This is a genomic window from Luteolibacter sp., from assembly GCF_058122085.1.
In genome coordinates this window covers 1-26,630 of sequence record NZ_JBIKBQ010000028.1, presented here as the reverse complement: position 1 = coordinate 26,630, position 26,630 = coordinate 1, and the positions used below count along the sequence as shown (strand labels likewise).

The 26,630-nt window shown below is 62.6% G+C and carries 24 protein-coding genes; 8 read left to right on the top strand and 16 right to left on the bottom strand.

Annotated elements, in window-relative coordinates; all coding sequences use genetic code 11:
* Positions 1-23: 23 nt before the first annotated feature.
* The 5 genes from AC4DF4_RS06055 to AC4DF4_RS06035 form a co-directional block, all read right to left on the bottom strand.
* Positions 24-1,715: an arylsulfatase gene (locus tag AC4DF4_RS06055; RefSeq protein ID WP_490047213.1), complete on the bottom strand. Its 1,692-nt coding sequence runs from the start codon at positions 1,713-1,715 to the stop codon at positions 24-26.
* A 17-nt stretch (positions 1,716-1,732) separates the two neighbouring features.
* A complete protein-coding gene (locus AC4DF4_RS06050; protein ID WP_490047212.1) occupies positions 1,733-2,545 on the bottom strand; it encodes a penicillin-binding transpeptidase domain-containing protein in 813 nt (270 codons plus the stop codon).
* Complete coding sequence (locus AC4DF4_RS06045; protein WP_490047211.1) at positions 2,542-4,905, bottom strand: arylsulfatase; 2,364 nt, start codon at positions 4,903-4,905, stop codon at positions 2,542-2,544. Before AC4DF4_RS06045 ends, AC4DF4_RS06050 begins: the two co-directional genes overlap by 4 nt.
* Before the next feature lie 253 nt (positions 4,906-5,158).
* Complete coding sequence (locus AC4DF4_RS06040) at positions 5,159-6,232, bottom strand: nucleoid-associated protein (RefSeq protein WP_490047210.1); 1,074 nt, start codon at positions 6,230-6,232, stop codon at positions 5,159-5,161.
* 95 nt (positions 6,233-6,327) lie between these two features.
* Positions 6,328-6,972 carry a TetR/AcrR family transcriptional regulator gene (locus AC4DF4_RS06035; protein WP_490047209.1) on the bottom strand — a complete coding sequence of 215 codons (645 nt, stop codon included), beginning with the start codon at positions 6,970-6,972 and terminating at the stop codon, positions 6,328-6,330.
* Positions 6,973-7,298: 326 nt separating this feature from the next.
* Between AC4DF4_RS06035 and AC4DF4_RS06030 the strand changes: the two genes are divergently transcribed.
* Positions 7,299-7,682: a hypothetical protein gene (locus AC4DF4_RS06030; RefSeq protein WP_490047208.1), complete on the top strand. Its 384-nt coding sequence runs from the start codon at positions 7,299-7,301 to the stop codon at positions 7,680-7,682.
* A 16-nt stretch (positions 7,683-7,698) separates the two neighbouring features.
* On the opposite strand, the gene AC4DF4_RS06025 is transcribed toward AC4DF4_RS06030, so the two are convergent.
* The 5 genes from AC4DF4_RS06025 to AC4DF4_RS06005 form a co-directional block, all read right to left on the bottom strand.
* Positions 7,699-8,868, bottom strand: coding sequence for an OmpA family protein (locus AC4DF4_RS06025; protein ID WP_490047207.1), 1,170 nt, complete (start codon positions 8,866-8,868; stop codon positions 7,699-7,701).
* Between the two features lie 71 nt (positions 8,869-8,939).
* Positions 8,940-9,575 carry an HAD hydrolase-like protein gene (locus tag AC4DF4_RS06020; protein WP_490047206.1) on the bottom strand — a complete coding sequence of 212 codons (636 nt, stop codon included), beginning with the start codon at positions 9,573-9,575 and terminating at the stop codon, positions 8,940-8,942.
* A 28-nt stretch (positions 9,576-9,603) separates the two neighbouring features.
* The gene (gene tsaD, locus AC4DF4_RS06015; RefSeq protein WP_490047205.1) at positions 9,604-10,650 is read right to left on the bottom strand and encodes a tRNA (adenosine(37)-N6)-threonylcarbamoyltransferase complex transferase subunit TsaD; all 1,047 of its coding nucleotides are present in this window, start codon (positions 10,648-10,650) and stop codon (positions 9,604-9,606) included.
* A 212-nt stretch (positions 10,651-10,862) separates the two neighbouring features.
* Positions 10,863-11,447, bottom strand: coding sequence for a lipid-binding SYLF domain-containing protein (locus tag AC4DF4_RS06010; protein ID WP_490047204.1), 585 nt, complete (start codon positions 11,445-11,447; stop codon positions 10,863-10,865).
* Between the two features lie 12 nt (positions 11,448-11,459).
* Positions 11,460-13,049, bottom strand: a complete 1,590-nt coding sequence (locus AC4DF4_RS06005) for an esterase/lipase family protein (RefSeq protein WP_490047203.1) — start codon at positions 13,047-13,049, stop codon at positions 11,460-11,462.
* 354 nt (positions 13,050-13,403) lie between these two features.
* On the opposite strand from AC4DF4_RS06005, the gene AC4DF4_RS06000 reads away from it, so the two are divergent.
* From AC4DF4_RS06000 to AC4DF4_RS05990, 3 genes are all read left to right on the top strand, one after another.
* Positions 13,404-14,297 carry a D-alanyl-D-alanine carboxypeptidase family protein gene (locus tag AC4DF4_RS06000; RefSeq protein ID WP_490047202.1) on the top strand — a complete coding sequence of 298 codons (894 nt, stop codon included), beginning with the start codon at positions 13,404-13,406 and terminating at the stop codon, positions 14,295-14,297.
* 13 nt (positions 14,298-14,310) lie between these two features.
* Positions 14,311-15,384, top strand: coding sequence for a 6-phosphofructokinase (locus AC4DF4_RS05995; RefSeq protein ID WP_490047201.1), 1,074 nt, complete (start codon positions 14,311-14,313; stop codon positions 15,382-15,384).
* A 103-nt stretch (positions 15,385-15,487) separates the two neighbouring features.
* Complete coding sequence (locus AC4DF4_RS05990; RefSeq protein ID WP_490047200.1) at positions 15,488-15,973, top strand: Lrp/AsnC family transcriptional regulator; 486 nt, start codon at positions 15,488-15,490, stop codon at positions 15,971-15,973.
* Positions 15,974-16,172: 199 nt separating this feature from the next.
* Here the strand turns inward: AC4DF4_RS05990 and AC4DF4_RS05985 are convergent, their stop codons facing one another.
* Entirely contained in the window at positions 16,173-17,738 is a 1,566-nt protein-coding gene (locus tag AC4DF4_RS05985; RefSeq protein WP_490047199.1) for a glycine--tRNA ligase, read from the bottom strand.
* A 93-nt stretch (positions 17,739-17,831) separates the two neighbouring features.
* Between AC4DF4_RS05985 and AC4DF4_RS05980 the strand changes: the two genes are divergently transcribed.
* A complete protein-coding gene (locus AC4DF4_RS05980) occupies positions 17,832-18,380 on the top strand; it encodes a DNA-3-methyladenine glycosylase I (protein ID WP_490047198.1) in 549 nt (182 codons plus the stop codon).
* Here AC4DF4_RS05980 and AC4DF4_RS05975 read toward each other — a convergent pair.
* Genes AC4DF4_RS05975 through AC4DF4_RS05965 form a run of 3 tightly spaced genes read right to left on the bottom strand, consistent with a single transcriptional unit; the run spans position 18,377 to position 20,895 of the window.
* Complete coding sequence (locus AC4DF4_RS05975; RefSeq protein WP_490047197.1) at positions 18,377-18,901, bottom strand: gamma carbonic anhydrase family protein; 525 nt, start codon at positions 18,899-18,901, stop codon at positions 18,377-18,379. The genes AC4DF4_RS05980 and AC4DF4_RS05975 overlap by 4 nt on opposite strands.
* Before the next feature lie 8 nt (positions 18,902-18,909).
* Complete coding sequence (gene folK / locus AC4DF4_RS05970) at positions 18,910-19,431, bottom strand: 2-amino-4-hydroxy-6-hydroxymethyldihydropteridine diphosphokinase (RefSeq protein WP_490047196.1); 522 nt, start codon at positions 19,429-19,431, stop codon at positions 18,910-18,912.
* A 3-nt stretch (positions 19,432-19,434) separates the two neighbouring features.
* Positions 19,435-20,895, bottom strand: coding sequence for a S1C family serine protease (locus tag AC4DF4_RS05965; RefSeq protein WP_490047195.1), 1,461 nt, complete (start codon positions 20,893-20,895; stop codon positions 19,435-19,437).
* A 138-nt stretch (positions 20,896-21,033) separates the two neighbouring features.
* Between AC4DF4_RS05965 and AC4DF4_RS05960 the strand changes: the two genes are divergently transcribed.
* Entirely contained in the window at positions 21,034-21,333 is a 300-nt protein-coding gene (locus AC4DF4_RS05960; protein WP_490047194.1) for a Dabb family protein, read from the top strand.
* A gap of 4 nt (positions 21,334-21,337) precedes the next feature.
* On the opposite strand, the gene AC4DF4_RS05955 is transcribed toward AC4DF4_RS05960, so the two are convergent.
* Both AC4DF4_RS05955 and AC4DF4_RS05950 read right to left on the bottom strand, forming a co-directional pair.
* A complete protein-coding gene (locus AC4DF4_RS05955) occupies positions 21,338-23,731 on the bottom strand; it encodes a tetratricopeptide repeat protein (RefSeq protein WP_490047193.1) in 2,394 nt (797 codons plus the stop codon).
* A 185-nt stretch (positions 23,732-23,916) separates the two neighbouring features.
* Positions 23,917-24,357 carry a hypothetical protein gene (locus tag AC4DF4_RS05950; RefSeq protein WP_490047192.1) on the bottom strand — a complete coding sequence of 147 codons (441 nt, stop codon included), beginning with the start codon at positions 24,355-24,357 and terminating at the stop codon, positions 23,917-23,919.
* A gap of 890 nt (positions 24,358-25,247) precedes the next feature.
* Between AC4DF4_RS05950 and AC4DF4_RS05945 the strand changes: the two genes are divergently transcribed.
* Positions 25,248-25,394: a hypothetical protein gene (locus AC4DF4_RS05945; protein WP_490047191.1), complete on the top strand. Its 147-nt coding sequence runs from the start codon at positions 25,248-25,250 to the stop codon at positions 25,392-25,394.
* Positions 25,395-25,406: 12 nt separating this feature from the next.
* A partial coding sequence (locus AC4DF4_RS05940) for an IPT/TIG domain-containing protein (protein ID WP_490047190.1) occupies positions 25,407-26,630 on the top strand: 1,224 nt, incomplete at its 3' end.

Below are 26,630 nucleotides of genomic sequence, written 5' to 3'. Positions count from 1 at the left end.
TAGGAGCGGTTTCATGATCATCGTTATTTTTGAGGTGCGGCCTTCGCTTTGAAGAGTCCATCATCGGTCAGAACCACACCATTCTGTTCGGCGTATTTGTCCCATAGTGCGATCATGGCTTTCGTTTTCGCAGGCTCTTGTTTGGAAAGGTCGGTCGTTTCGCCGGGATCATTCTTGAGGTTGAAAAGCTGCCACTCGCCTGTTCCGGCGGCGGTCTTGAGGAGGTTGCAAATCTTCCAGTCGCCCTGGCGTATCATGCGGTTTCCGAAAAGCTCCTCGCCGATCCAGTCCTCTTCCGTGCGCACGGATTCGGTCTTGCCGGTGAGCAACGGGGTGAGCGATTTGCCGCGCAGGGGCGCGAGTTTCTTATCGGTCTCGGACGGATGTTTCACGCCGGCGAGTTCTAGGAACGTGGGCACAAGATCGGTCACGTGCGTGACGGCAGGCTTGATCGCTCCCGCGTTTTTCACTCCGGCTCCCGCGATAATCAAGGGCGTGCGGATGCCGCCCTCGGCCACCCAGTGCTTGAAGAAGCGGAACGGCGTCGAGCCGACCTGCGCCCACGCGGCACCGTAGTCCACATTCGATCCCTTTCGGCCCCAGTTCTCGGGGCGGGTGTCGAAGTTTTCGAAAAACCATTTTTTGGCGTCCGCACTGTAGATCGTTTCGACCAGCGCGCTGAGCTCCAGGGGTTCCGCGCCGTTGTCCGAGAGGAAAACCACCACCGTGTTCTCATACTGCCCCGTTTGCTTGAGATGATCGATCAAGCGCCCGATGTGATGATCCATGTTGGCCAGCATCGCAGCATAGATTTCCATGCGGCGGGCGGAGAGTTTTTTCTGTTCGGGCGTGAGCGTGTCCCATGCGGGCACTTGCGGCACTCGCGGCGTAAGCGCCGTATCCTTGCTGACGATGCCCAGCTCCTTCATGCGCGCGAGGCGCTCCGCCCGGATGGCATCGTAGCCCTTGTCATAAACGCCTTTGTATTTGTCGAGCCAGTCGTCGGGCGCAGCGAAGGGCGAATGCACCGCCTGGAAGCTCAGGTAGGCGAAGAACGGTTTGCCGTCCGCCTTGTGCTCCTCGTTGCTCTTGATGATGAAATCCGTGTAGGCCTCCGTGGAAAAGTGATCGTCCGGCAGCTTGTCGAGTGGCTTGCCGTTGAGCGTGAAGGTCAGCTTCGGGTGGGCGGGATCCGGATACTTCATTTCGTTAAAGTTGGTGCCGCCACCTTGCAAGAGGGCGAAATCCCGCTCAAAACCCATCGCCGCGGGCCATTGCGAGGGTTCGTAGCCCATGTGGGATTTGCCCGCCCAGTAGGTGTGATAGCCCGCCGCGCGCAACACCTTCGCAACCGGCACGACGCGGTCGTTCAGATACCCTTCGTAGCCGGGCTTCCCCTTCTGCTTCGGCCCGAGGGCTTCATCCATGTTGCCAAAGCCCGCCACGTGGTGGTCGCAGCCGCTGAGCAACATCGAGCGGGTGGGCGAGCAGGTCGGGGCGACGTAGAAATTGGTCGCTCGGATGCCGCTCTTGGCGAGTGCATCGATGTGCGGCGTCTTGACCTCGCCGCCGAGGCAGGTGATGTCGGAGTAGCCCATGTCATCGGCGATGATGAGCAGGATGTTGGGTTTCGTGTCAGCGGCGTGTGTTGGGGAAAACGCGAACAAAACCGAATAGAGAGCCGCGGCAAGGATTGGGGAGCCTTTGATTTTCATGGTGAGATATTCGGATTTTACCGGTCGAGGAGATTGAGGTCGAGGAGAATGGTTTCCACGAGGGAGCGCGTTTCGGCTCCGCTGGCCTCGGCACCTTGCACCGCGGCGGCGAAGGCAAAGCGCCGTTCGCCCGACTCGACGAAGCCGACGAACCAGCCGAGTTGGGTGCCGTCGGCGGTGAGGGTGCCGCTGCCAGTCTTGCCATACAGCGTTGCGCCTGGTGTTTCACGGATCCGCATGAGGTCTTTGAGGGTTTTGAGGGAGGCCTGTTTGATGGGCAGCTTGCCACCCACCAGTTTGCGTAGCAACTCCGCCTGTTCCCTGGGCGAAATCATGATGGTGCAGCGAGCGGGGGCGGGCAGCCAGAAGACATCAAGGCCTGCCGAGGTGTTCTTGTCGCCGTAGCCGATCGAATCGAGCCAGCGGTTCATCCGGTGCGACCCGAGGCGATTCGCGAGGCGCTGGAAGGCCGGGACACAGGATGCCTGGAAGGCGTCGCGCAGGTTCAAGTCCTTGTTCCATGCCGCAATGTCCCGGCGGATCCCATCCCATTGGTAGAAAGGTTCTTCCGGAGAGGAAAGGATGCCTTCCTCAAGACCGAGCAAGGCATTCCAAATCTTGAAGGTGGAACAGGGTGGAAGCTTCGCGGCGGAAGCCTTGGCATCAAAATCCGTGATTTCCCCGCTGGCGCAGTCGATGATGACAAAGGCTCCCGTGCGATCCTTCATGGCCTTCTGGATGGGCGCAAGCGGCAGCGGAGCCGCCGTAGCGATGCCGATAATCTCGCAGAAGACGAGAACAAGGAAGGCAATGCCGTGGGTTCGTATCATTTCACCTCGACGGTGATTTTCGGGATGCGGCCGGTGAATTTGGATTTGCGCTCGGAGCCGATGGCTTCGACGACAGGGGTGGCGAGGTCGATGCCGACGTCGGCGGTTTCATCGGCGGAGAACATCATGGCTTGGGTGTGTTCGATTTTGCCTTCACCGACTTTCTTGTCATTGATGAACAAGGTGGCGGTGCCGCCTTTGCCGAGACCACCGCCTTCGTAGGCGAATTCGAAACGGAGAGTGGATTTTCCGACGGGGAGTTTTTCCGAAGCGACAACGGAGAACTGCTGCAGGCCGAGGTAGTTGTAATGGTAGCCGGGGATGCCGTCTTTCACATAGAGCGACCAACCGCCAAAGCGTCCGCCTTGGACGAGGATGGTGCCGTTGGCGAGGGTTCCCTCGGGAACGTCGATCTCGGCGGTGATGGTTTTGGATTTGTTTTTCACGTTGAGGAAGGCGTTTTCGGCGATGCCGGTCATGCCTTCGGCGAGGGTGATCGAGGTGCGCTTGCCCATCAGGTCGGGGCGTCCGACGAGTTCGGCGTTGAAGCGCTCGAAGGTGCGGTCGTCGATGGGCAGGGCAAAGTTTCTCTTGGCTTCAGAGAGGAAGAGTTTTTTGAGTTCCTCTAATTTTTCCGGGTGCTGGGCGGCGAGATTTTTGAGGAGGCTGAAGTCCTTGGTGGTGTCGAAAAGTTCCCAGGCGGAGTCATCGTTGAGCGCGCGGCGGGGTTTGGCTTCCCACGGGGCTTTGTGGATGACGCGGGCGAACCAACCTTCGTGGTAGATGGCGCGGTTACCGAACATTTCGAAATACTGGGTGGTGTGGCGATCCTTCGCGGAAGCATCTTCGAAGCTGTAGGCCATGCTGACTCCATCCATCGGGCGCTGTTTGGTGCCGTTGACTTCCTTCGGCTCGGGCAGCTTGGCGGCTTCGAGGATGGTGGGGGCGATGTCGATGACATGATGGAACTGGGTGCGGAGTCCGCCTTTCGCCTTGATGCCCTTGGGCCATGAGACGGCCATGCCGACCTTGGTGCCGCCGGGATCGGAGCAGACTTGTTTGGTCCAGGTGTAGGGCGTGTCGAACATGACCGCCCAACCGGCGGACATGTGCGGGTAGGTTTCCGGGCCACCCCATTGGTCGATGTGTTTGAGCATGTCGGGCAAGGATTGGGCCACACCGTTGAAGTAGGTGTTTTCGTTGAACATGCCGTTCGGGCCGCCTTCGGCGCTGGTGCCGTTATCGCCGTAGATGAGGATGACCAGGGTGTTGTCGAGCTGTCCGGTTTGCTCGATGGCGTCGATCACGCGTCCGACCGAGTGATCGGTCATGTCGAGGAAGGCGGCGAAGGTTTCCGCCTGGCGGGTGAAGAGTCGTTTCTGATCGGCGCTGAGTGTGTCCCAGTTCGGAATGGCCTCGGGTTTCGGGCCGAGCTGGGTGCCTTTGGGGACGACGCCGAGTTCGATCTGGCGGGCGAGGATTTGCTCGCGCATGGCATCCCAGCCACCATCGAATTTGCCTTTCCACTTGGCGATCCAATCGGCGGGGACGTGGTGCGGGGCGTGGACGGCACCGGGGGCGTAGTAGGCGAAGAACGGGCGGTCCGGGGTCATCGCCTTCTGCTGGCGGATCCACGCGATCGTCTGGTCGGTCATGTCGGTGAGAAAATGGTAGTTCGGGTCTTCGGGGAGCTCCACTTGGTGGGTGCCGTCGTAGATGAAGGGCGCCCAGTGGTTGGTCTCGCCGCCGATGAAGCCGTAGAATTTATCAAACCCCTGATGGTGCGGCCAGCGGTCGAAGGGACCGGCCATGCTGGCTTCCCACGCGGAGGTTTCGTGCCATTTGCCGAAGGCTCCGGTGGCGAAGCCGTTGAGGCGGAGCATTTCCGCGAGCGGGGCGATTTCGTTGGGGATCTGGCCGGTGTTGCCGGGGAAGGAAGTGCCGGTCTCGCTGATGCCGCCCATGTTGTTGACGTGGTGGTTGCGGCCGCTTTTCAGCGCGGTGCGGGTGGGCGAACAAACCGCGGTGGTGTGGAAGTTGTTGTAATGCAATCCACCGGATGCGAGCCGGTCGAAATTCGGCGTGGCGACCGGACCGCCAAAGGCGCTGGTGCCGGCGAAACCGAGGTCGTCGAGCAGGACGAGCAACACGTTCGGCGCGCCTTCCGGGGCCTTGACTTCGAAACGCGGCGGCGGGGTGGCCTTGCGGACGTCGAGGACGTCGGTGGTTTTGCGCAGCGGTTCCTTGATGGGGAGGACGGTGCGGTCGAGTTCGGTGGCTGAAGTGCTGGGGGCGCTCAGGGCGAAGCTGCCGACGATGGCGGCCACGATGGCCATGGGCTTGATGATTTCAGTTCTCATGGGGATAAATGTTAGAATCAGCTAAAGCCCTATGAAGCATCGATGGGAAAATTCATTTTGGGAAGCGATTTGTGGTAAATCGAAGGGATTCCTGCGGCTCATGGCAAGACGAGCGCCGTGAAAAGACGGCAGATGAAACGCCCTCGACTGGCGTGTTCACGCTTTTCCCTGATCTTGCCAAAAAGACAAAGATCTACAGACGGTCGAAGCATGGTTACGTCCATTCTTCTGTTACTGGCGGTGACAAATCGGCTCAATCCGCGAGATCCTCGTTGAAGTAGATCTTGATGAACTTCATTTTCCGCGCCTCGTCGAAGCCGTGCTCGAGCACCGCGTCCGGCTTGGCGGCGAGGGCGGGCTTGAGGCGGATTTCCACGCCGGTATCGAGCTTCATCGAGGTGCGGATTTTCTTCTTGGCCTTGCTGACGTCCTTCTTGGAAATCTCGAACGAGTCGTCTAACTTGTGCCCCTGCTCCTCCTCGATTTTCGAGCGGTGCTCGGCGAACCTGGCCTTGGCATCCGGCGTCTTGAGCACCTCGTCCTCGAATTCCCGGAGACTGAAATTCTCCTTCTCCTCGAAGTAGGTGATCGCGGCGTTCGAGTTGTCCCACGGCGGCGTGTCGTCGTCGGCGGCGGCGGGCTTCCCTTTCTTTTCCTTCTCGATGAAGGCGACGGCCATGCCCGCGTATTTGTTCGTCAGGAACGGGCTGTCGGTGATGGGCACCACGCCAAGGAAGTCGCGGACCCAGAAGCGCGAGTCCGAGCCGGTGCGGTCGAAGGTGAGGACGTGGTAGCCCTTGCTGGCGAGGTGGTTGAGAATCAGGCAGCCCTTGTCGATTTTCTCCGGGTTGATCCCCTGCTCGGTGTGGAGCTCGAGATCGCCGTCGCGGGTGGAAATGCTGAGGAAGGGCACCACGCTCTCGGACTTGAGGATGCAGAGGCCCTGGGTGAGCTCGCCGTCGATGTCGATGTCCTTGACGAGGGAAATGCAGAGGTCGCCGGACTTGATGTTCGGGTGGTTCGACTTGGCGTAGAGGCGCTTGGCGATGTCGCAGCCTTTTTCCAACAGCCCTTCGTCCGAGGCGAAGATGGCGGCGGCATAGGCGTTCATCTCGTGCTGGTCGAGCGACGAATGATGGCTGAAGCGGTGGGCCGTGAGGTTCTTGAACGGCTTGAGGAAAATGGCGGCAAGCGGCTCCTGGTCTTTTTCATCGATCTTGAAAACCTCCTTGGAAGTCTGGAGCGGCTCATCGCGTTGCGGATGGCCGACTTTGGCGAGGACGAGCCCGGTGGCGGTGGCGGAAGTGAAACGAATCTTGGCGGACATGGGGGCAGGAACCTAGGCGGACCGCGCGATTTGGAAACTCCCAAATGCGGGAAGATGGCCGGCGCGAGGTTCCGCCCGGATTTGCCGCATCCCCATCAAAAATCGAAGGTCGCCTGCGGGACATCTTTCACCGGTGCCTCCGCACCATCGCGCAGCCCGACGGCGGAGTAACGAATGAAGCGGCTCAAGGTGGTCTCCATGGACGGCCCCCCGGACGCGCCACGAGCGGGACGGTGGAGCATGTTCTGGTGGGTCAGCAGATGAATCATCCCGCCCACCATGAAGTGGATCCGCCAGATCAGATCCTCCGAATCGACTGTTGGAAGCGCCTTGCCAAACGCCCGTGTGAAACGCTCCGGCACCTGCCGGAGCAGTGCTTCGACCGGGGCCGGCAAGCCATCCGCCTGCTGCATGAAAATCCGCCCGAGCAACTTGTAAAACAGCCGCTCGGACAGCTCGGATTTCTCCATATGCGCGACGAGCGGCCGCACCAGGGCGTCGATGATTTCCTCCAGCGGCGCGCCCCCCCCCGCCCATTTCCGCTCGATTGCTTCCAGCCGCGCAAGCCGCTCCTCGGTGACGGGGAGCATGTAGCGCATCATCACCAGCGACAGCAAACCGTCCCGGCTGCCGAAGTGGTAATTGACCGCCGCCACATTGGTCTTCGCGAGCTGGGTGATATCCCTGACGGAAACCGCCTCAAACCCCTTGTCGGCGAACAATTGCTCGGCGGCGTCCAATAATTTCCTCTTTGATCCGGATTCAGGGATGGTCACTGCGCGCATAGATGGGCCGAATCAAGCGAATCAAACAGCGATGTCAAACGAACGATTCAAAGATCCCGAAAAGCATCGCGCCCCCTCGCAGAAACAAGCACCCACGGCACTTCGAGCAGCAGGCCAATTCCCCGCACGCGCTTCAGACGGCTTAATTAAATCGCATTTTTCCCAAAACAAAGACCTCGCAACCCATTGATAATTCAAAGAAGCTTGAATTGTTTTAAAATTTATTGAACGGATTGATAAACATTATTATCACCCTACGTGATAGCGTGTATTCCAAACGCATGTCCCTCACCCTTAAACCAGCCACACCCCGTCAATTGAAGAACGCCCTCAAGCTCGGCCTCTTCACCGCCGAAGGCCTCAAGCGCCTTCTGCACATCACCTTTATCAGCGGCCCCTGGCTGCTGCTGACCTCGCGCCTCAGCGCGAAAGCCGCTTCGCTGATGATCATGCTCTGCGTGCCGGCCCTGCTGTTCTGCGGACTGCTGACGATCCCGGGATTTTTGTTCGAATCGCCAGAGCAGCACGCTTACTACCAGTTTGCCAAGGCTCTGGACCAGGACCCCACCCGCTGGATCATCCTCGCGGTCACCGGACTCTGCACCCTGATGGCGCTCGCGATCCCCGCAACCACCGTCCGCCCGCTCACCGCGGTGCGGTATTGAGATCCCGCCGGGCCTTTCACTTCCTGCGGATGTGCCAGATCTCGACGAGTTGGTTGCGTTCCGGAATGCGGCTGCTGAAACGGTCGGTCTGGCCAAGATACACGGCTTGAGTGAGTTGTCCGGGTCGCTTGACCGAGGCAATCAACTGCGCCGCCGCCGTCGCTCGGTCGGATGAGAGAGTGCGGTTGCTGTCCACATTTCCCATTTCGGAGGCGTAGCCGATGGCCAGGATGAGATCGCCATCGGGGATTTCCGCGACAAGATTGCGAAGCGCCTCGTCATCGGCGGCGGCCAGCGCACTGGAGCCGGTGGCGAAATTGAGGGTCTTGAGCACATTAGCACCCAGCGCCACGGCGAGGCTGCTGTAGGCGGAGGAAATTTCCGAGTCGGGTTGGTTTTCCAACTTGCGAAGACTGCGGACCAATTCCACCGCGGCGGGAAGCAGTTCGTTTTCGGAACTGGCGAACAGCTTGGCTTTCGAGAGGTCGCCTTCAAGCTCCTGGACGCGGGCTTCGAAGAATTCCTTGGCGCGCTGCGTCTCCTCGAGCTGGCGCTTGAGGTCGGCGTAATCCTCCGCGGAAACCCCGGAATTCTTCAGGCGGGTTTCGCTGAGCTCGGCGGCGAGGGCGTCGCGCTGGGCTTTCAGGTCCGCCAGATCGCGGCGAATCAGGTCGTTGTCGGAGCCGCTGACCAAGGCGCGCTGGAGCTCGCCCTGCAGGCGGCTGATTTCCGCGGACAGGCTCTGGCGGAGCCTCTCGAGGCGGAGGATCTCGGCGTTGCGGGCGGTGAGCTCGCTGTCCTTTTCCGCGAGCATTCGCTGATAGCTGGTGGCGAGCGCGACGAGCGTGTCGGCGTCCTTTTTCACCCGCCCGGCGACTTCTTCGATGGCCTCGGAATCGCCTTCGACGGGACGCAGGCCCATGGCCACTCGCTCGCGGTTGTATTCGCTGCGGAGGGCGTTGGCTTCCGCCTGCAGCGCCGAGACGTCGGCGTCGCCCGATGAGGAGCGCCAGGTGCTGTTCTTGAGCACCATCACGATGAGCACGCCTAACAAAGCGATGGTCACGAACGCCAGCGCGACCGCGGGCGACAGGCTGGATTTCGATGCAGTCCCGCTCGGGGCGGCAATCCGGACTTCGGTTTCGTCAGCGGCTTGCTTTTGGTTTGGCAATTTCTCATCCGGCATGGCGGGAGGTTGCCCACCCCGCCCCGCCGCTGTCAATCCGCCGCTTGGGTCACGGACTGCTCCGCTGTCTGTCACGACGCGGCCAGCAGGCGCAGGAAATCGACGGGCTGGTCGAAAATATAATCCGGCTTCGAGGCGGCGAGCGATTCGCGGGAATTAAAGCCCCAGGTTACCGCGGCGACGGGCACCCCGGCTTTCTGCGAGGCCTTCACGTCGCGCAGCTCGTCGCCGATGTAGAGCATTTCCCCGGGCCGCAGCGAGAAGGTCTTGCAGATGGCTTTGAGGTGCTTGGACTTGCCGGTAAGCTTGGAGGTAGAGGAAATGAAATCGAACTGCTCGCGCAGGCCGTGGGTCCGCAGGAACAGATCGACGTTGGCGGTGGTGTTGGAGGTGAGAATCCCGAAGCTGCGGACGTGGCGGCGCAGCTCGAAAAGCACTTCCGACATGCCGTCGATGACTTTCAGCGCGGTGATGTTGCCGCGCATCATGCCGGTGCCGCGCGAAATCAAGGCGGGCACGCGGCGCTTCGGGATGTCGAGATGGTCTAGCAATTCCTTGAGCGATAGATGGCGGAGTCCGTCGAGCTCGTGCTCGGCGACCTCGCGGATGCCGTAGTCGGGGGCGATCAGGTTGAAGATCCGCCGCGTTTCTCCCAAGGTGTCGGCGATGGTGCCGTCGAAGTCAAAAACCAGTGTCTTGTAGGTCATCGGGTAAGCTGTTTAAGAATCACACGGATCAGGCTTCCACCAGCGGCAAATTCGGATGGATGTCGCCGTCGAGCGGCGAGCTCTCGCCCGCGAGATGGCGCAGCAAGGCGGCGAAGGCGATCATCGCGGCGTTGTCGGTGCAGAGGGCCGGAGTCGCCACGGAAATCTCCAGCCCGGCGCGGGCGGCTGCCTGTTGGAAAGCCGCGCGCAACGCCAGGTTCAGGCTGACGCCGCCGGACAGCGCGACGCGGCGGCGGCCGGTTAGCTCCGCGGCGCGCAGGGTTTTGCGGACCAGGATGTCGATGACCGCCTGTTGGAACGAGGCGGCGAGATCGGCCACCGGCAGCTCGCCGGTTTCCTTCTGGAGAGTGTAAAGCACCGCGGTTTTCAGGCCGGAGAACGAGAAATCCAGGTGCGGCTCAAGAAGCATCGAGCGCGGGAAATCATAGGCCCGCGGATTGCCGCCGCGGGCGGCTTTTTCGATCTCCGGTCCGCCGGGATACGGCAGGCCGAACATCTTACCCACCTTGTCGTAAGCCTCGCCCGCCGCGTCGTCGCGAGTGCCGCCGAGTTTCCGATAGCGGCCCGCGCCCTCGACATCCAACAGCAGCGTGTGGCCGCCGGACACGATCAACGCGACATGCGGCGGCACCGAAGTTTCGGCGAGAAACGGCGAAAGCAGGTGGCCTTCGAGATGGTTGATCCCGAGAAACGGCCGCTGGGCCGCGCAGGCCATGCCCTTGGCCGCCGTGCTGCCGATCAGCAGCGAGGACGCCAGCCCCGGACCGGTGGTGGCGGCGAACGCGTCGATCTCGTCAATCCGGACGCCAGCGTCTCGCAGCGCCATTTCCACCAGCCCGCGCAGGTGCAGCGAGTGGTTGCGCGAGGCGAGCTCGGGCACCACCCCGCCGTGCTCGCGGTGGAGCGCGATCTGCGAGTTGATTTCCGAAGCGAGCACTTCCGTCCGCTCGCCAGCCTCGCCGCGGACGATGGCCACGGCGGTTTCATCGCAGGAAGATTCGATCGCCAGGAGGAGTGCCACGGGCGGATTCTTAGCGGAAGGCCCCGCCCACATCCGAGAAAAAACCACTCTCCGGCGATGTTTCCGCGCGGTGGGCAGTGGCATAAGGAGGGCGGACATCTTGTCCGCCCGGACGATGGGGGAGAAAGAGATGAGCTCCCCGCCGCCGCTTTCTCCGCGCATCGGCAAGTGGACAAGATGTCCACTCCCCTTATTGCACCCGGCTGAGACAGCCGGGACACATTCATTCGGCGGAGAAGCCGCGTTTACTGCTGCGGACGGATCCGGGTGATCTTTGAGCCTTGCAGGCCGAGTCCGCCCATCAGTCCGCGCTGGTTAAAGAAGAATGCATACATGTTCTTGTCGATCGTGGTGGTGGTGAGCGAGGTGGCCACTCCCTTGTCCACGATGACGAGGCTCGGGCTGCTGCCGATTTCCCAACCGCCGCTGCGGTTGATGCTCCGGTAGGCCTCGTCATTCATGAAGAACAGGGCGTAGCCGAATTCCTGCACGCCCGCCTGCAGCCCGTATGACGCGGCGGTCGTCTGGTAGAAACCGCTGATCTCCCCGGTGTCGCGGATCATCGCGCCGTTGCCGGCCTGGGCGCCGACGATGAGGCCGCCTTTGATGACGGATGGGAAAACGAGCACTCCCTTCGCTTGCTTGCCGATGGCTCTGGCCGCCGGGTTTTGAGCGTAGAGGGACTTGAGCGCGGCCCGGGAGTCGCGGGAAATCTTCGAGGCGCTGGCAGTGGCCGCGTTCGTCTGGGTGATAGGGTCGGTGGTGCAGCTTGGGAGAGCGGCGATCGTGGCGGCGGAGGCGATGCAGAGCGCGATGAGGCGGGTGTTCATGAGGTGATGATGTTAGTTGTTCTTGAGATGCAGGTGGAGAATGCGGCGGAGTTCGTCGAGGGTTTCCGGCAGTTCGCAGGCGCCGTGGGGACCGGGCACGATTTTCTCCGACTTCGCGGCGCGGAGATGCGAGCTCCAGTATGGCACGATGCCATCCGAACTGTTCGGCGTGTCGCCCTTGCCCTCGTCGCCGGCGATGGTGTGGTAGTCGGCTTGGATCGGAAGTGAATCGAGGACCTTGAGCATGGGGTTGTGCGGAGAAAGTCCGGTCACGCTGTTCGGCATGCGCCGGGGATCGCCGGTGATGATGCCCATCGAGCTGCCGATCGAGCTGGCGACGTTGGCGGTGATATCGACGGGCAGGGAGATCAAGCGCATGCCAAGCTCCCCGATGCGGCCGAGAGCCAGCTCGCTGCCGCGGTGGGGCGTGCAGATGAAAATGATGCGGTCCACCTTCGGATTCGCCTGAAAGATGGTGGAACGCTCCACCACGTCGCCCTTTTTGACATGGGCGAAGAGTTTCGCGGCCTTGTCCTTGCCGATGACGTTCCACGACTCCCGCGTCACGGTGGCGGCCTGCATCCGCGAGACCAGCCCGCCCATGCTGTGGCCCACCAACACGTAGTCGCGGCACTTCGGATAGAGTTCCCGGACTTTCGCCAGTTCCTCGCGGAGGCGCATCCCCGAGTAGGCCGGTGGATTGCCGGTGGGATAGCTGAAGACCCAGCACTGGTAGCGGCCGCGCAATTCGGGATCGGTTTCCAGTTCGTTGATCACATTGCGCCACATCCGCGGCGTGGAAATGAGGCCGTGAACGAAGATCAGCGGGATGCGGTCCGGATCGTACGGCTGCAACAGGTAGAGTCCGGTCGTTTTCATGTATTGGTCCACCCGGATCGCTCCCATGATGCCGTGCCAGTATTCCGACTGCTGCGGGTAGTAGGCCAGCGGCGCGGAGAAATCCGCATCCAAAGTGCGCGCCACGCCGGAGACCGGGAACTTCGGTTTCTTGCTGGGATCGATCAGCGTCAGGGTGACGTCGCGGCCCTTGAATTCGAGAGTGGCCGTGACCGGAGCGGTGATGCCGACCAGCGGCGAGAAGCGCTCCAACGGGTCGGTCTTGCGAACGCCGACGAGCGCGCCGCCAATGCCGGACTGGAGGTTCCTGCGGTCGAGGTTCCTCTGCCGGACCTCGGCGGCGGCGGTGAAGGAAGTGAAGTAAGCCGGATCCCACACGCCATCCCGCGTGGGCCCGGCGAAGCGCAACCGGTAAGCGCTGCCGCCCGCGGCGAGGGTCTGGGAACGGTTCCACATCCGGCCATGGTCGGACTCGCGCAGCAGGACGGTGAGGTCCGCCGCCGCTTTGTTATAAATTTGTCTGGCGGCCTCGCCGGATGTGGGGGACGCCAGCAGCTCGTTCGCTTCCCTGGCGGATTCCAGATAGAGGACGGCGCGCTCGCCGGCGGAAAGCGTCTTTTGGGAAGCGGCCTTCAGATGCGCCACCGCGGCGCGGTGCTCGCCCTCTGCGGGTGGCAGACTGGTGACACAAGCGGTGAAGCCGAGCGTGAGGACGAGAGGCAGGACGTGGAGCGTGATTTTCATGATCAAGTTTCCGGAGCGGAGGCGAAGAGAATCAGCCTTGGGTGAGTTCCAGTCCGGCATCACCGCCAGACGGACTGATCAAAACGAACTTCCGCCTGCCTCCGCCAGCCATTTCGGCGGCCGGGGCCATTCTTTGGCGGCACCGCCAACCGCCACATGCGACGCGATCCGCTTCCCGTTTCCGGACTGCGGCGAACTGTGACAGACTCCCCAAAGACTCTCTTGTCTGCCTTTGGGGTTGAGTTGCCACGGCCGCCCGCTACTCTCCACGCCTTGTCCGCCATGAAGCATTTCACGACTCTTAAAACGCTGGCATTTTTGGCCGCCGCGCTCCCCTCCCCTTCATTCGCCCAGATGCCGGAAAGCGTCATGGTCGTCGAGGCCCACTCCGGGAAAATCCTGGTCGCGAGCAACGCCTCCGCCAAGCGCCCGGTCGCCAGCCTCACCAAGATCGCCCTAGCCGCCGTGACCGTCGATTGGGCCACCGCTACCAACACCGACCTCGGCACCACCCAGATCACCGTCCCCCAGACGATCACCCTCGTCGGCGGGCCGAATCCGATGAACCTCCAGCCCGGCGACCAGCTCAGCCTGCGCGACGCGCTCTATTCCGCGCTGCTCGGTTCGGACAATCTCGCCGCCCTCACCATCGCCGATCACGTCGGCCGGGAAATCCTCAGCCGCCGCGGCAGAAACGCGGATCCGGTGGCGGCCTTCGTCGGGGAAATGAACCAGCTCGGCAAGGCGCTCGGCATGACGCAGACGCGTTTCGCCAATCCCCACGGCCTCGAGCGCCCCGGCGCGAAAGCGTTTTCCACCGCCGCCGATGTCGCCCGGCTCTCGATCTACGCGATGCGCCGCAACGCCTTCAATTTCATCGTCCGCCAGAAAGACCGCCAGGTCGTCGTCACCGGAGCGGCCGGCAAGCGCGGCTTCCGCATCAAGAACACCAACGAACTCGTCGGCGAGCCCGGCATTCTCGGCGTGAAAACCGGCACGACGAATGCAGCCGGACCCTGCGTCTCCATTTGCATGGACAAGGAACCACTCGTTCGCCAGAAGCCCGACGGCACGAAAGGCGCCACTCCGCGCCGCCTCATCGTCGTGGTACTCAACAACCCGGACCGCTTCAACCGCGCCCGTGGACTGATCAGCCAAGGCTGGGCGGTTTACGATCCGTGGCTCGAATCCGGCGCCCTCGTCCAGAACCGCGAACGGGAAATCCTCAGCGTCCCGAATCCCCAATAAAAATCATTCACCCATGAAAATCGGAATCCTCAACAGCGGCGGCGACTGCCCCGGACTCAATGCCGTCATCCATGGCGTCGTCGGCGCGGCCGACCAACTCGGCTGGGAAGTCGTTGGCTTCCGCGACGGCTTCGAAGGCCTGCTTCCACCCGGCGACTTCACCGTGCTCAAGCCCAAGGACACCATCGGCATCCTCAAGCTCGGCGGCACCATCCTCGGCACCACCAACAAAGGCCATTTCGCCGCCAAAGTCGGCAAGGGCGACATCGCCGAAGTCCCGCCCGAGATCGTCGCCAAGGCCAAGCAGACCATGGACGAGCTCGGCATCTCCGCCCTCGTCATCGTCGGTGGCGACGGCTCGCTGACCACCGGCCTGCAACTCTATCGGGAAGGCTGGCCGATCATCGGCGTGCCCAAAACCATCGACAACGACCTCAGCGCCACCGCCTTCACCTTCGGCTTCGACAGCGCCGTCAGCACCGTGGTGGACGCCCTCGACCGCCTCCACACCACCGGCGAGAGCCACAAGCGGATCATGGTCCTCGAAGTGATGGGCCGCCACGCCGGCTGGATCGCCCTCTGGGGCGGCATCGCCGGCGGAGCCAACGTGGTCCTGCTCCCGGAAATCCCCTTCACCTTCGAGAAAATCACCGAGTTCATCAACCAACGCGACGCTCAGGGCTATCACAGCACGCTCGTCGTCGTCGCCGAGGGAGCCTCCATGCCCGACGGCCACATCGTCACTCTCGATGCCAACACCGGCGGCGAAATCCGCCTCGGCGGCATCGGCGAGCAAGTCGCCGCCAAGCTCCAGAAACTCACCGGCAAGGAAACCCGCGCCTGCACCCTCGGCCACCTCCAGCGCGGCGGCTCGCCGACCGCGCTCGACCGCATCCTCGGCATGCGCTTCGGCGTCATGGCGGTGAAATTGGCGGAGGAAGGCAAATTCGGCCGCATGGTCAGCTACCAGTCCTATCACGTCGATTCCGTGCCCATCGAGGAAGCCGTCCACCAGCTCCGCCTCGTCGAGCCGGAGAGCGAGCTCGTCCAGGCCGCCAAAGCCGTCGGCATTTGTCTCGGGGATTGAGGAGTCCAAGGTCGAAAGGTCTGAAAGTCTGAAAGTCAAAGACGCCTGCGACTTTCCGACTTTTAGACTTTCAGACCTTCCGACTTTCGACTCTTTTTCTCCCATGTCCTCCGACCCGCTTCTCCAGCTCCTCCGCCGCAAAGCCCGCTTCACCGACCGCGAACTCGCCGACCTGCTCTCGCTCGACCCGTCCGCCGTCGCCGCGCGCATCGCCGCCTGGGAAGCGGACGGCACCATCCTCGGCCACCACGCGGTGATCAATCCCGAAGCCACCGGCGACACCTCCGTCTCCGCCTTCATCGAGGTCAAAGTCACGCCCGAACGCGGCGGCGGCTTCGACCGGCTCGCCATGCGCGTCGCCCGTTTCGACCAGGTCGTTTCCTGTTATCTCGCCAGCGGCGGTTACGATCTGATGGTCGTCGTCGAGGGCGGAGACCTGCGCGAAGTCGCCCGTTTCGTCTCCGAGAAACTCAGCTCGCTTGACGGCGTGATCTCCACCGCCACCCACTTCCGGCTCAAGACCTACAAGGAAAACGGCTTCCTCTTCGAACGCCAAACCAGCACCGAGCGCCTCGCGGTCTCGCCGTGACGCTGATTCTTGGCTTTTCTTTAGCGTTTCGGCCTCGAGGCCAGCGACGCGTCATCTCACGGAGCGGCGGAACGTGTCCGCCGGGCCCATGGAAAGCCAATGCGCCGTGCATCCGCTCAATCCCATTGTCCCCTCATGGGCGTGGGCGAACGCGTTTCGCCCCTCCTTGGGCGTTTCACAGGGCTTTCTGGAAATCCGTTCAACGCACGCGCTCCAGCAGCCAGGTGAGCAGGCAGCTGATCGGTAGGCGCTCCTGCTCCATCGAGTCGCGGTGGCGGATGGTGACGGTGCCTTTGAGATCGGGATTTTCCTCGCCAAGCGTTTCGAAATCGACGGTGACGCAGAACGGAGTGCCGACTTCGTCCTGGCGGCGATAGCGGCGACCGAGCGCGCCGCCATCGTCGTAGAAGACGTTCATCCACGGTTGCAGCGTTTTTTGGATTTCGCGGCAGATGCGGACTTGCTCCTCGTTCTTCTTGAGCAGCGGGAAAATGCCGACTTTGATCGGAGCCATCCGCGGGACGAAGCGCAGCACCGTGCGGACGTCCTCCTTGCCCTTTTCATCGGTGAGCGTTTCTTCGTCGAAGGCTTCGCAAAGAAGCGCGAGCACCGTGCGGTCGCAACCGGCGGAAGGCTCGACGACGTGCGGCAGGAACTTTTCCTTCGTCTCCTCGTCGAAATACACCAGCGATTTGCCGGAGCCTTTTTCATGCACGCCGAGGTCGTAGTCGGTCCGATAGGCCACGCCTTCGAGCTCCTGGATGCCGAACGGGAATTCGTATTCGATGTCGTAGGTTTTCTGCGAGTAGAACGCGCGCTCGCCATCCGGGATGTCGAGGATGTGGAGTTTTTCGCGCGGGATGCCGATTTCGCCGTAGAACTTGAGGCGCTCGGCCAGCCACTCGTCGGTCAGGCGCAGGCCGTCGTCAGGGTGGCAGAAATACTCGATCTCCATTTGCTCGAACTCTCGCGACCGGAAGGTGAAATTGCGCGGGTTGATCTCGTTGCGGAACGACTTGCCGCACTGCGCGATGCCGAAGGGCAGCTTCACGCGGTTGGAATCGAGCACGTTTTTGTATTGCACGAAGATCGACTGCGCGGTCTCCGGGCGGAGGTAGGCGATCTGGTCGCCGGTCGCGCCGAAGTTGGTTTGCAGCATCAGGTTGAACTGGCGCGGCTCGGTGAGCAGTGAGCCGTTCTCCGGATTGAAGCTTGTTGTGCCGGTGACTTCCTGGCGACGATCTTCCGCTAGCTCGAGCTCCTTCGGGGAAATCTTCTTGTCCGGCATCAGCTCGGCGTAAAACTTGCGAGCCGTCTTGTGCGACTCAATCGGGTCCTTGCCGGGCGCGACTAACACCGCGAACGGGCGCTCAATGCTCCAGCCGGTCGCCGGATGTTTCGCTCCCGAAAAATAAACCGCCGTGCCGTCCTGCGCCGGGATCTGGTCCGCACGCAGACGCGCTTTGGAAAGCAAACAGTCGCACATCGGATCAGAGAATCCACCCACGTGGCCGGAGGAAACGAGCACCTGCTCCATGGTCAGAATCGCGCCGTCCATGCCGAGCACGTCGTCGCGTTCCTGCACGGTTTTCCGCCACCAGTAATCCTTCAAATTGCGCTTCAGCTCCGCGCCGAGCGGGCCGTAGTCCCAGCAACCGTTGAGGCCGCCGTAAAGCTCTCCGGCTTGGAAAATGAAGCCGCGGCGTTTGCACAGCGACACAATTTTTTCCATGCGAGCGGGATCGGTGACGTCTTTGTTGGCCATGTGTTTGAAAGGTTGGGGCGCGCAGCGAAGCAGGCGCGGCGGTGGGCGGCAAGGCGGGATTGCGTTCCCCGCGCGGATCGGGAAAATGCTGCCATGACCCGCTGCCCTTGGCTTCCGCTCCAACACCCGCTCTACGTGGAATACCACGACACCGAGTGGGGCGTGCCCTCGCGCGATCCCCGTTATTTGTTCGAGTGCGTCTGCCTTGAAGGCGCGCAGGCCGGCCTCTCGTGGTGGACCGTCCTCCAGAAACGCGAGCGCTACCGCCAGGTTTTCCACAACTTCCAGCCGGAAAAAGTCGCCGCGATGACCGATGCCGAGCTCGAAAAACTCATCCTCGATCCCGGCATCATCCGCCACCGCGGGAAAATCTTCTCGGTCCGCCAGAACGCCCGCGCGTGGCTGGAGCTCAGCGATCCGGTGGAATGGATCTGGAGCTTCACCGGCGGGAAGACGATCGTGAACCAATTCAAAACGATGGCTGACTTCCCCTCCAAGACCCCCGAGTCCGACGCGCTTTCCAAGGCCTTGAGGAAAGCCGGGTTCAACTTCGTCGGCTCCACCACCACCTATGCGCTCATGCAAGCCGTCGGCATGGTGAACGACCACACCATCGGTTGCTGTCGGAGAAAAGCGGTCTAAGCGCCGCCCTGCTTCCGTTCCAGATAGGTCCGCGAGCCGCGCACATACTTCTCCGCCCAGCCTTTGATCTTCGCCTGCTCGTCGAGCGAAAGCGTCCTAACCACCTTCGCCGGCGAGCCCAGAACCAGCGAGCCCGGCGGAATGATCGTCCCGCCCGTGACCAGCGCTCCCGCCCCGATGATCGAGCGCTCGCCGATCACCGCGCCGTCGAGCACGATCGAGCCCATGCCGACGAGCACCTCGTCTTTCACCGTGCACGCATGCAGGATCGCCGAGTGGCCCACCGTCACCAGCTCGCCGACATAACAGCCGTAATCGTCCGCCAGATGGATCACCGCGTTGTCCTGCACGTTCGACCGCGGACCGATCACGATCTCGTTGATGTCGCCGCGCAAGGTCGCGTTATACCAAACACTCGTCTCCTCGTGCAGCGTCACCCGCCCGATCACGTCCGCACTCGCGGCGATGAAGGCGCTTGGATGAATGGATGGGGAAAACCCGGCGATTGTCTCGATGGCCATGCGCAAAACTAGAGTCGTGAATCCAGGATCGCAAGCGTGACGAGGACTAGCGGCGGCTCGGTGGATTCCAAGCGGACCAGAAGCTCCGCAACGCCCGCGGCCTGACCGGGCAGGACCAGGTCGGGACGGATTTCCGCCAGCGGCTGCAGCACGAAACGCCGCTCGCCGATCCGCGGGTGGGGCAGCAGCAGCGCTTCGGTATCGATCACCGCCTCACCGAAATACAACAGATCGACATCGATGATCCGCGGCGCGTTCCGTGCGGGAACGCCGGTCCGGCCGAGCTTTTCCTCAATCGACTGGGTGAGCTCCAACAGTTCGAACGGGTCGCCACCGAAGTCGATCTCGACGATGGAGTTGTAGAAAAGCGGCGAGCCGGGCGGACACAGCAACGGCTCGGTTTGATAGATCGAGGCTTGCAGGAAAGGCTCGCCCGGAGTGGCGATTTCCAACAGGCAGTCGCGGGCCGCCTGGAGGTTCGCGAGACGGTCTCCGAGATTCGAGCCCAGGGCGATGCCGACGCGGGGCATGGCTCAGTCCTCGAGGTTTTCCAGGCGGGTGATGCCGTTTTCCCGCATCCGCTTGTCGGCATCCGCGACTTTGGCGGATGGAATCACGATGGGCCGCTCGGCTCCGAAAAGCTCGATGACGAAGAACTCGGGCGCTTCTTTCGGGCGGAGAAGCTCGTGGGCGTGGGCGAGGTCGCGGACTTCGGTGCCGTTGATCTTGTCCACTGCGAAGCCGGTGAAATTCGACAGCTGGCTGGTCACCGGATCACTCTCCACCCGCGTCAACACCACGATGTCCTTGTGTTTTTCAAACAGCCCTTTCGGCACGTAGTCGGTGTAGAGCCGGCGCACGGTGACGTCATCAAATTTGGAGGCGGCGAAGAGGTTGGTGTCTAATGGTTGGAAAACGAGGCCCGCGAAAACCGTGTAGCGCGGTTTTTTCTCGTAGGACACCGCGTACATCCTCGACCATTCCAGCGGCTTGAGGGTGATGTCCACATCGTTCACCGCACCGTCGCGGAGGCAGCGGACGGCGACTTTGTCGCCCGCGTATTTCCGCTCCACGATCTCGTTGAGGTTCACGTTCTCGCCGTCGATGGTGATCATGCCCGCGCTGTCCACCTGCTTGCCGTCCAGCGACATGAGGATGTCTCCGGGCTTGAGAAAGCCGTCGCTCGAGCTGGTGGGAATGACGTTGGTGATGAGCACGCCCTTGTCGTCGTTAGGCAGGCCGAGCGCCTTGCGCATCGCCGGGTTGAAGAGCGGGAACTCGCTGACTCCGAGGTCGGCGTAGGAATCATACTTGCCGTCTTCGATGTCCTTGATGAAGCGCCGGACGACCGGGGTGGGAATGATGTAGCCGGTGTTGTCGGCCTGGCGGAGGCCTTGGAACGCGACGCCGACTACCTTGCCGTCCTGGACGCAGGGGCCGCCGGAGTTGCCCGGATTGATGGCGGCGTCGATCTGGATGATCAGGTGGGAATCCGCGCGGGAGTGCGAGTAGGGCTGGAAATCGATGCGGGAAACGACGCCGCGGGTGACGGACAGGCGCTCGCCGCCGACCGGATAGCCGATGACGCGGACCTGGGATTCGAGGCTTGGGACATCGCCGAACTCGAAGGTGGGGAAGGATTCCAAGTCCTTGAAATCGTCGATCGAGAGCAGGGCGAGATCACAGTCATGGGCGATGAACTCCACCTTGGCCGGGTATTTCTTGGGGCTGCCGTAAACGGTGATGAGGATGCGGCGGGCGTTGGAAACGACGTGCGCGTTGGTGAGGATCTTGTTTTTGCCGATCAGGAATCCGGTGCCGATCCCGCCGCCGAAGCGGCCGGAATTCCACGGTGTCTGATAGTCGGGAACCTGGGTGGCGACCTCGATGCGCAGCACGGACTTGTAGACGTCCGATGGCAGCGACGGGGTTTGCGCGACGAGTGCCGGAATGGCGAACAGCAGCAGGATGACGGAGGAGAGCAGGCGGATCATGGACTTGCGGCGGAGTTTAGGGACCCAAGAAGGAGCGGCAAATCAAATCAGCAGCCTATTTCCCAAAGGCGGTGATGAGGATTTTCATGGAGGGATCAAGCTTGCGGTGGGTGCACGCGGGGCTTATTTCCCTACGGCATGGACCATCATGTTTATTTCTGGCTGAAGGAAGAATATCAAAATGACGTGGACCGCGCGATCTTCGAGCAAGGTCTGGCGGCGCTGTTCGACATCGACCTGGTGGCCGGCGGTCGCTGGGCGGTTCCCGCGAAAGTGGTGGTGCGTCCGGTCATCGACCAGTCATGGGACTACGCGCTGACCATGCAGTTCAACACCATCGAGGATCACGACGCCTATCAGGTTGAGCCGGACCACCATGTTTTCATCAACACCTTTAAGGAATGGTGGGCGCAGGTGCAGGTGAAAGACCTCGCCTGAGCCGTCAGCGCATGAATTGCCCGAGGACCGCTTTGAGCTCCTCGGGCCATTCGAGCGTGTCGAGGGTGGCGTAATCCGCCCAAGCGGGATCAATCCTGAGCAGATCCTGGAAATAGACGGCCGCGTCGTCGTTCGCGCCGGTCTGTGCGGCGGCGATGACGAGCAGTGCGGTGGCGTTCTCGAGTTTTTCGGCGGGGAAACCGATGCGCTGGCCCTCGCGCAGGAACCGATAGGCCCGCTCGGAGTTGCCGGTGAGCAGCGCGACCCAACCCGCCCGCAGCGCGAAATTCCCGTCCTGCGTGAAGCGGTGCATGCCGGTGGTTAGGATTTCCATCGCCTGCCGCGGGTCGGCGTTTTCGAACGCGGTGTAGGCCGCTTCGGCGTAGTCGCCGGGCAAGGTCGTCTCCACCGGATGCTCGGTGATGAGCTCGATCCAGCGCGGGTGAGCCTTCTGGTAGTCGCCGAGGGCGGTCAGGGCGAGCGCCTCGGCCCGCAGGCAGGGTTCGGCGGGCGCGCCGAGATTGCGGGCGAGGCTGGCGAGCTGGAAGGTGGCTTCCTTTTCCTCCTTGTGGGCGGAAAAGGCGAGCGCCGCCTTGAGGCAGGCATCGGCAAACCGGGCGCGGCCGACGGCGGCGATGGTGGCGGGATCGGTGAAGCGCGCGATGATGGCTTTCCGCTGCTCGGGCGTGGAGTTTTCCGGCACCTGGATCGCGGCAAGTTCGCCGCTAACACATTGGCGGAGCTGGTCGAGCGCCGGCTGGAAATCCGTCTGTTCCCAGCCGAGCCAGTCCTCGCGCAGGCGAACCTCCGCTAGATCGGGGAAAACTCCGGACCAGCCTGCTAGCGCGTCCGCCTTGCGGCCTTGCAGCCAGGCGATGCGCGAGAGCGAGATGCGCCGGAGCAGCGGCGGAAGATCCACGGCGGTGGAGAGGCAGGCTTCGATCTGTTCGGCGTCCTCGGATTTCAGGGCAAGCGCGAGAGCGGCAGCGGCAGGGGGCTCTGCCCGTTCGAGGCGGTCCCGCAGCGGCGCGAATGCTTCGGGAGCGGCGTGGCGATGGCGGATGGTTTTGAATTCCGCGATGACCGCGGTGAAGTCCAGGAGCGGGAAAACGGTGAGGAGACCGTCGAAGTTGCAAGCGTTGAAAGCCGTGGTTCTCGCTTCGGCTGCGATGCGGGTGAAGCTCCGTTCCTTTTCGTCATAGCGGCTGCCGGCCAGGGCTGCGCTGAGGTTTCCCAAGGCGAGAAGGGACGCTTCGTCGATGGCTGCGGGTTTCCCCGCGCTGGAATGCATGCCAGGCAAAGGCAGCAGCCGGTGGATGGTCAGCGTGCCGTTTTCCTCGCCGGTGAGCAGGTTTTTTTCATCGAAGGCGACTGCGGTGACCGCCGATGCCACTTCGACGGGCGCGTGCGGATTCGTCAGGAGGGTCACGCGGTTTCCATCGACCGCGAACGGCGCGTGCTCGGGATCGCGCATCAGGCCGGTCCACAAGTTAGGATGGCGGCTCCACGGGAAGCGGCGGGCCAGCGCCGCCGGGCCGAGCGAGCCGTCCTCCTCGTCGCGGTAGGAAATAACGGCCGGGACGGCCGGCTGGTGCGGCCCCGGATCTTGGAGTGTTAGCACTGCGTTTCCATCCTGTGAGAATTGCGCCTGAAGCAGCTTCACCGGCTCCGGCAGCGGGGTCTTCAGGACCGGCTCGACCGGGTAGACGGGCATCTCCAACAGGCTTCCGTCGGCATGCAGCACGCGCAGTCGCGCGCGGTCCAGGAAGGCGGCGAGCGGCCGAGGGGCCAGCGGCTCGGAGGAGCGGATGATTTCCCCTGTCGAGGTGTCCCGCAGGTGCCATACGACGGAATGGTCGTTCTCCGATAGGAAACCCGGATGCGCCATCAGCAGGCCGTCCGCGGAGAAAACAATGACGGCCGAGGGCGTGAGGAAATCCGGCAGCGGGCCGAGATCGCGGATCGGTTTGAGCGTTCGCGCGTTGCAAAGCAATGTCACCGGCCCGCGTTCGACGACCACCGACTGATGCCCCGGGTCAAACACCAGGCTGCGGGTTTGGTGATCGGCCACGGGAAACAGGACGCTCTCGATTTGCGGCGTTTCGAGATTCCAGCAGACGGTCGTGTTGGCCTTTCCGCCGAGGCTCACCCACAGCGACGACGGCCCGGCGACGTTGATTTGTTCTACCGGCAGCGGGTGGGCGAGAGTGAGAGTCGGGAAATTCCAAACTGTTTCCTTCAGGATCGTTTCCGCCAGATCGCGTGCCTCTTGGGAAGCGGGCTCCGCATTCAGGGCGGAAACCAGCAGGGCGAGCGCCTCGTCCGGGCGCTTCAGCTCAAGCTTGGTCCGGGCGGCGTCGATCCGCGCGCCCGCGAGTTGCGAAACGAGTTCGCCCACGCTCGCGGGCGGGGATTTTGCGGGCGGCTTGCAGCTTGCAACGAGCATGCACAGAGCCAGCACCGGGAAAACAAAACCCCGGCGGCTGCGGTGGCGCGCCGTGGGAAATCGTGGGGTCTGGCCGGGCATGTTCCTTCCTTTTAACGCCGCGGGACGGGCTTCGTGTCTGTGACCCGCTGATCCGCTCAAAGCCCGCTTTTTTGAATCAAATCGCGGAGCTGCACCTGGAACTCCTTGATGTCCTCGGGCGTCGGACGGTAGCCCTCCGTGTCCGGATCCAGGCCGGGGCGGCCGTTTTGATCGAGCATCCAGACGGCCGTCTCACCATCGCTGAAAGTGGCTTTTCCGCTGACCAACGCGCCGGGCAGAGTCAGGCTGTCCATCGTCACGGTGACAAATCCGGTCGGAACCGGCGCGGGCTTCTCCTCCTTTTTCGCTTCCACCTTCGGCGTCTCGACCAGCTCGATGCCGAGGTCGAGGATCAGGAAACGGGTGTCCATATAGGTGAGGGAATGGCCGAAATCGTCCTTCAAATGGCGCTGGAGATCCGACATCGTGGCTCCCTCGGCCGCCCACTGGGTGAGCGCGTCTTTTTGTTCCGGGGTGAGTTTATTGGCACTGAACATGGCTTACTTTCAAACACCGCCGATGGCTTGCCAAGCTTCAAGAGAAGGAAAGTGACGGCAGGAAAGTGGCTGACGCGTCTCGCGGCAGACCGTGCTCGGAGCGTCTCGCTCCCAGTTCTTACATCCAGGAAACGCCCTCGCGCATCCAAGAAACCGACATTTACCTCGAAGAAACGCCCATTTACATCCGGGAAACCGCCCCCGACATCCAAGAAACGCCCGCGCGCATTCGAGAAACGCCTCCCGCCGCCAGGAAACGCCCGCGCACACCCGCGAAACGCCCCCTCGCATTCCAGAAACACCCGCGCACGTCCGGAAAACGCCCCCCGCAGCCAGGAAACGCCCCCGCACCCCCGGAAAACGACCTCACCCATCCGATCCGCAACAAGATAAATCAATGCAACCGACTCGTTAACAATCACTTGCATATTGGCAACCCTGTTTCTACCCGGAAGATAACACCCCGCCCGCGCTTTATCCTAGGCAGCCACCCGCCCTGTGAAAACCACGACCACAAGCCAACCTCCCGCCACTCCGTCACCCCGCCGGTTTTTTCATCCAATACAAGCAATGCTTGTTAGCCGGGACTTCAAAGCACGACGTGAGCCCGGGCGTGGGGATCATTCACGCCGCGCGATGCAGTGGTGCAACGGTTGCCGCAAGAGATCTCACGCCGCTGCCGCCGAAGGTCGGGTTGAGGCTCCGCCGCCTGGGTGGAAACACGCAGCGCGCCCGCTCCGTCTGGGGCAGCAAATGCAAAATGTGTATTGCCATCATCTGCGGCACTAGGCATTCTCCAAGTATCTCCATCCTTTCTGGTTCACGACCGGGGCCACCAATCTTGGGGATGCGCAGTCGCAGCATCCGTCAATCCACAGTCGCCATGAACCATGAAAACCATCCGCCACCTCCTCGCCCTCGGCCTCACTCTGCTCGCCGCCGCCTCGCCCGCATGGGCGCAGGTGGCGGGGACGCTGGAGGCCTATGATCCGAACGTGGCCGGCGGCTACGGCTGGGTGCTGGCCACGGCGGTGTAGCCGGATGGGAAGATGATCATCGGCGGGGGCTTCAGCACGGTGGGCGGCGTGGCGCGCACGGCTCTGGCCCGGCTCAATGTGGACGGCAGCCTGGACACCACCTTTGATCCCGGCACCGGTGCAAGCAGCACCGTCAATAGCGTGGCGGTGCAGGCGGACGGGAAGATCGTGCTGGGCGGCAACTTCACCACGGTCAACGGCACGGCGATCAACCGCATCGCGCGGATGACGAATGATGCCGCCACGCAGACCGTCACCGTGCCAGATGCGACGCTGGCGCTGTGGAGTCGTGGTAGCAGTGCGCCGGAGGTTTCCCAGGTCACCTTCGAGATGAGCACGGATAGCGGCACGAGCTGGATTCCAATCGGCAGTGGTGCCCGCGTGGGCACCACTGCCAACTGGCAGATCAGCGGCCTGAGCCTACCTACTAGCGGCCTGCTCCGCGCGCGTGGACGCACGAGCAGCGGCGGTTACAACGGCAGTTCTGGGCTGGTGGAAACCGTGGGCAGTTTCAGCGGTCTGGCACCGGTTCCCCCCATCGTCAGCAGCATCAGCCCTGCTGACGGCAGTCCAGCCGGCGGCATGAGCGTGACCCTCACCGGCATGGGCTTCACGGGAGCCAGCGCCGTGACCTTCGGCGGCACGGCAGCGACCTCTTTCAGTGTCATGAGCAGCACGACGATCACGGCAGTCACCCCCGGCCACGCGGCAGGCGCGGTGAGCGTGGATGTGGTGGTCGCAGGCGGAACGAACTCGACTAACACACTCTTTACCTATCTTGCCCCTCCTACCGTCACTGCCTCAGCGGCTAATCTGCCGCAGATGGCTGCGACACTGACGATCACCGGCACCCAGTTCAGCACCACGCCGGGGAATAACGCCGTCGTATTTACGCCTGTAGGCAGCGGCACGGTCACGGCTTCAACGGCCACCTCTTTGACGGTCACCGGCCTCACCGACCTCAGCCCCGGAGACTTGAATGCCGTCGTCACCACCAGCGGTCAGAGCAGTGGCACACCCGTGCAGGTCGCCACCGTCAACCCAGCGCCGCCGGGGACGCTGGATGCCTATAATCCGAACGTGAGTGGTGGCAGTGTGCTGGCCACGGCGGTGCAGCCGGATGGGAAGGTGATCATCGGGGGGCTCTTCACCACGGTGGGCGGGGCGGCGCACGCGAACCTCGCCCGGCTCCATGCGGCTGGGAGCGTGGATGCCAGCTTCACCGCGAGCAATGAT

Excerpts from the sequence above, each read along its gene's own strand:
- AC4DF4_RS05960 (WP_490047194.1), top strand. The coding sequence starts at position 21,034 with ATGGACCATCATGTTTATTTCTGGCTGAAGGAAGAATATCAAAATGAC.
- AC4DF4_RS06045 (WP_490047211.1), bottom strand. The coding sequence starts at position 4,905 with ATGAGAACTGAAATCATCAAGCCCATGGCCATCGTGGCCGCCATCGTC.
- AC4DF4_RS06010 (WP_490047204.1), bottom strand. The coding sequence starts at position 11,447 with ATGAACACCCGCCTCATCGCGCTCTGCATCGCCTCCGCCGCCACGATC.
- AC4DF4_RS05965 (WP_490047195.1), bottom strand. The coding sequence starts at position 20,895 with ATGATCCGCCTGCTCTCCTCCGTCATCCTGCTGCTGTTCGCCATTCCG.
- AC4DF4_RS06040 (WP_490047210.1), bottom strand. The coding sequence starts at position 6,232 with ATGTCCGCCAAGATTCGTTTCACTTCCGCCACCGCCACCGGGCTCGTC.
- AC4DF4_RS05945 (WP_490047191.1), top strand. The coding sequence starts at position 25,248 with ATGAAAACCATCCGCCACCTCCTCGCCCTCGGCCTCACTCTGCTCGCC.
- AC4DF4_RS05975 (WP_490047197.1), bottom strand. The coding sequence starts at position 18,901 with ATGGCCATCGAGACAATCGCCGGGTTTTCCCCATCCATTCATCCAAGC.
- AC4DF4_RS06005 (WP_490047203.1), bottom strand. The coding sequence starts at position 13,049 with ATGAAAATCACGCTCCACGTCCTGCCTCTCGTCCTCACGCTCGGCTTC.
- AC4DF4_RS05990 (WP_490047200.1), top strand. The coding sequence starts at position 15,488 with ATGTCCTCCGACCCGCTTCTCCAGCTCCTCCGCCGCAAAGCCCGCTTC.
- AC4DF4_RS05980 (WP_490047198.1), top strand. The coding sequence starts at position 17,832 with ATGACCCGCTGCCCTTGGCTTCCGCTCCAACACCCGCTCTACGTGGAA.
- tsaD (WP_490047205.1), bottom strand. The coding sequence starts at position 10,650 with ATGTGGGCGGGGCCTTCCGCTAAGAATCCGCCCGTGGCACTCCTCCTG.
- AC4DF4_RS06020 (WP_490047206.1), bottom strand. The coding sequence starts at position 9,575 with ATGACCTACAAGACACTGGTTTTTGACTTCGACGGCACCATCGCCGAC.
- AC4DF4_RS05995 (WP_490047201.1), top strand. The coding sequence starts at position 14,311 with ATGAAAATCGGAATCCTCAACAGCGGCGGCGACTGCCCCGGACTCAAT.
- AC4DF4_RS06000 (WP_490047202.1), top strand. The coding sequence starts at position 13,404 with ATGCCGGAAAGCGTCATGGTCGTCGAGGCCCACTCCGGGAAAATCCTG.
- AC4DF4_RS06050 (WP_490047212.1), bottom strand. The coding sequence starts at position 2,545 with ATGATACGAACCCACGGCATTGCCTTCCTTGTTCTCGTCTTCTGCGAG.
- AC4DF4_RS06025 (WP_490047207.1), bottom strand. The coding sequence starts at position 8,868 with ATGCCGGATGAGAAATTGCCAAACCAAAAGCAAGCCGCTGACGAAACC.
- AC4DF4_RS05985 (WP_490047199.1), bottom strand. The coding sequence starts at position 17,738 with ATGGCCAACAAAGACGTCACCGATCCCGCTCGCATGGAAAAAATTGTG.
- AC4DF4_RS06030 (WP_490047208.1), top strand. The coding sequence starts at position 7,299 with ATGTCCCTCACCCTTAAACCAGCCACACCCCGTCAATTGAAGAACGCC.
- folK (WP_490047196.1), bottom strand. The coding sequence starts at position 19,431 with ATGCCCCGCGTCGGCATCGCCCTGGGCTCGAATCTCGGAGACCGTCTC.
- AC4DF4_RS05950 (WP_490047192.1), bottom strand. The coding sequence starts at position 24,357 with ATGTTCAGTGCCAATAAACTCACCCCGGAACAAAAAGACGCGCTCACC.
- AC4DF4_RS06055 (WP_490047213.1), bottom strand. The coding sequence starts at position 1,715 with ATGAAAATCAAAGGCTCCCCAATCCTTGCCGCGGCTCTCTATTCGGTT.